General features: G+C 50.9%; 1 rRNA gene. It reads right to left on the bottom strand.

Annotated elements, in window-relative coordinates:
• Nucleotides 1–14: 14 nt before the first annotated feature.
• Nucleotides 15–2,887: ribosomal RNA gene (locus GM655_RS22450) — 23S ribosomal RNA — on the bottom strand.
• Between the last annotated feature and the right edge of the window lie 14 nt (nucleotides 2,888–2,901).

The following is a 2,901-nucleotide window of genomic DNA, read 5'->3' as shown; positions in this document are numbered from 1 at the left end:
CCTGCTAAGGTTATAGGGACAAGCCGTACGGGCAATTAGTATCAGTTAGCTTAATGCATTACTGCACTTCCACACCTGACCTATCAACGTCCTGGTCTCGAACGACCCTTCAAAGAGCTCAAGGCTCTGGGAAATCTCATCTTAAGGCAAGTTTCCCGCTTAGATGCTTTCAGCGGTTATCTCTTCCAGACTTAGCTACCCGGCAATGCCACTGGCGTGACAACCGGTACACCAGAGGTCTGTCCACTCCGGTCCTCTCGTACTAGGAGCAGCCCCCTTCAAATTTCCAACGCCCACGGCAGATAGGGACCAAACTGTCTCACGACGTTTTAAACCCAGCTCACGTACCACTTTAAATGGCGAACAGCCATACCCTTGGGACCGGCTACAGCCCCAGGATGTGATGAGCCGACATCGAGGTGCCAAACTCCCCCGTCGATATGAACTCTTGGGAGGAATCAGCCTGTTATCCCCAGAGTACCTTTTATCCGTTGAGCGATGGCCCTTCCATACAGAACCACCGGATCACTATGTCCTACTTTCGTACCTGCTCGACTTGTCAGTCTCGCAGTTAAGCACGCTTATGCCATTGCACTATTAGCACGATGTCCGACCGTACCTAGCGTACCTTCGAACTCCTCCGTTACACTTTAGGAGGAGACCGCCCCAGTCAAACTGCCTACCATGCACTGTCCCCGACCCGGATAACGGGCCAAGGTTAGAACCTCAAATGAACCAGGGTGGTATTTCAAGGATGGCTCCACGAGAACTGGCGTCCCCGCTTCAAAGCCTCCCACCTATCCTACACAGATTGATTCAAAGTCCAATGCAAAGCTACAGTAAAGGTTCATGGGGTCTTTCCGTCTAGCCGCGGGTAGATTGCATCATCACAAACACTTCAACTTCGCTGAGTCTCGGGAGGAGACAGTGTGGCCATCGTTACGCCATTCGTGCAGGTCGGAACTTACCCGACAAGGAATTTCGCTACCTTAGGACCGTTATAGTTACGGCCGCCGTTTACTGGGACTTCAATCAAGAGCTTGCACCCCATCATTTAATCTTCCAGCACCGGGCAGGCGTCACACCCTATACGTCCACTTTCGTGTTTGCAGAGTGCTGTGTTTTTATTAAACAGTCGCAGCCACCAGTTTATTGCAACCCGTTCGCCCTACTGAAGTAAATCAGCCAAGCTACAAGGGCGTACCTTTTCCCGAAGTTACGGTACCAATTTGCCGAGTTCCTTCTCCCGAGTTCTCTCAAGCGCCTTAGAATACTCATCTCGCCCACCTGTGTCGGTTTGCGGTACGGTCTCGTATGACTGAAGCTTAGAGGCTTTTCTTGGAACCACTTCCGATTGCTTCGTGAACAAGTTCACTCGTCCCAATCCCTTGAATTACGTGCCCGGATTTGCCTAAGCACCTTCTATGAATCAGAAACTGACTATTCCAACAGTCAGACAACCTTCCGCGATCCGTCCCCCCATCGCATCATACGACGGTGCAGGAATATTAACCTGCTTCCCATCAGCTACGCATCTCTGCCTCGCCTTAGGGGCCGACTCACCCTGCTCCGATGAACGTTGAACAGGAAACCTTGGGCTTACGGCGTGGGGGCTTTTCACCCCCATTATCGCTACTCATGTCAGCATTCGCACTTCTGATACCTCCAGCATCCTTTACAAGACACCTTCGCAGGCTTACAGAACGCTCTCCTACCATATCCTTACGGATATCCGCAGCTTCGGTGACTGGCTTAGCCCCGTTACATCTTCCGCGCAGGACGACTCGATCAGTGAGCTATTACGCTTTCTTTAAATGATGGCTGCTTCTAAGCCAACATCCTGACTGTTTTAGCCTTCCCACTTCGTTTTCCACTTAGCCAATCTTTGGGACCTTAGCTGGCGGTCTGGGTTGTTTCCCTCTTGACGCCGGACGTTAGCACCCGACGTCTGTCTCCCAAGCTCGCACTCATCGGTATTCGGAGTTTGCAATGGTTTGGTAAGTCGCGATGACCCCCTAGCCATAACAGTGCTCTACCCCCGATGGTGATACTTGAGGCACTACCTAAATAGTTTTCGGAGAGAACCAGCTATTTCCAAGTTTGTTTAGCCTTTCACCCCTACCCACAGCTCATCCCCTAATTTTTCAACATTAGTGGGTTCGGACCTCCAGTGCGTGTTACCGCACCTTCATCCTGGCCATGAGTAGATCACTTGGTTTCGGGTCTACACCCAGCGACTATCGCCCTGTTCGGACTCGATTTCTCTACGGCTTCCCTATTTGGTTAACCTTGCCACTGAATGTAAGTCGCTGACCCATTATACAAAAGGTACGCAGTCACAGAACAAGTCTGCTCCTACTGTTTGTATGCACACGGTTTCAGGATCTATTTCACTCCCCTCCCGGGGTTCTTTTCGCCTTTCCCTCACGGTACTGGTTCACTATCGGTCGATTACGAGTATTTAGCCTTGGAGGATGGTCCCCCCATATTCAGACAGGATTTCTCGTGTCCCGCCCTACTTGTCGTACGCTTAGTACCACCGCTTTGATTTCGTGTACGGGACTATCACCCGCTATGGTTCCTATTTCCAGAGGATTCCACTATCAAAACGACTATCACGTACAGGCTCTTCCCATTTCGCTCGCCACTACTTTGGGAATCTCGGTTGATTTCTTTTCCTGCAGCTACTTAGATGTTTCAGTTCGCCGCGTTCGCCTCACACACCTATGTATTCAGTGAGTGATACCCTAAAAGGGTGGGTTTCCCCATTCGGAAATCTGCGGATCAAAGCTTGTTTGCTAGCTCCCCGCAGCTTATCGCAAGCTACTACGTCCTTCATCGCCTGTAATCGCCAAGGCATCCGCCATGTGCACTTATTCACTTGTCCCTATAACGTTAGCT

Origin of the sequence: Pseudoduganella danionis (assembly GCF_009720775.1) — a bacterium.
GTDB classification, from domain to species: domain Bacteria; phylum Pseudomonadota; class Gammaproteobacteria; order Burkholderiales; family Burkholderiaceae_D; genus Rugamonas; species Rugamonas danionis.
This window is presented reverse-complemented; position numbering and strand designations above follow the sequence as displayed.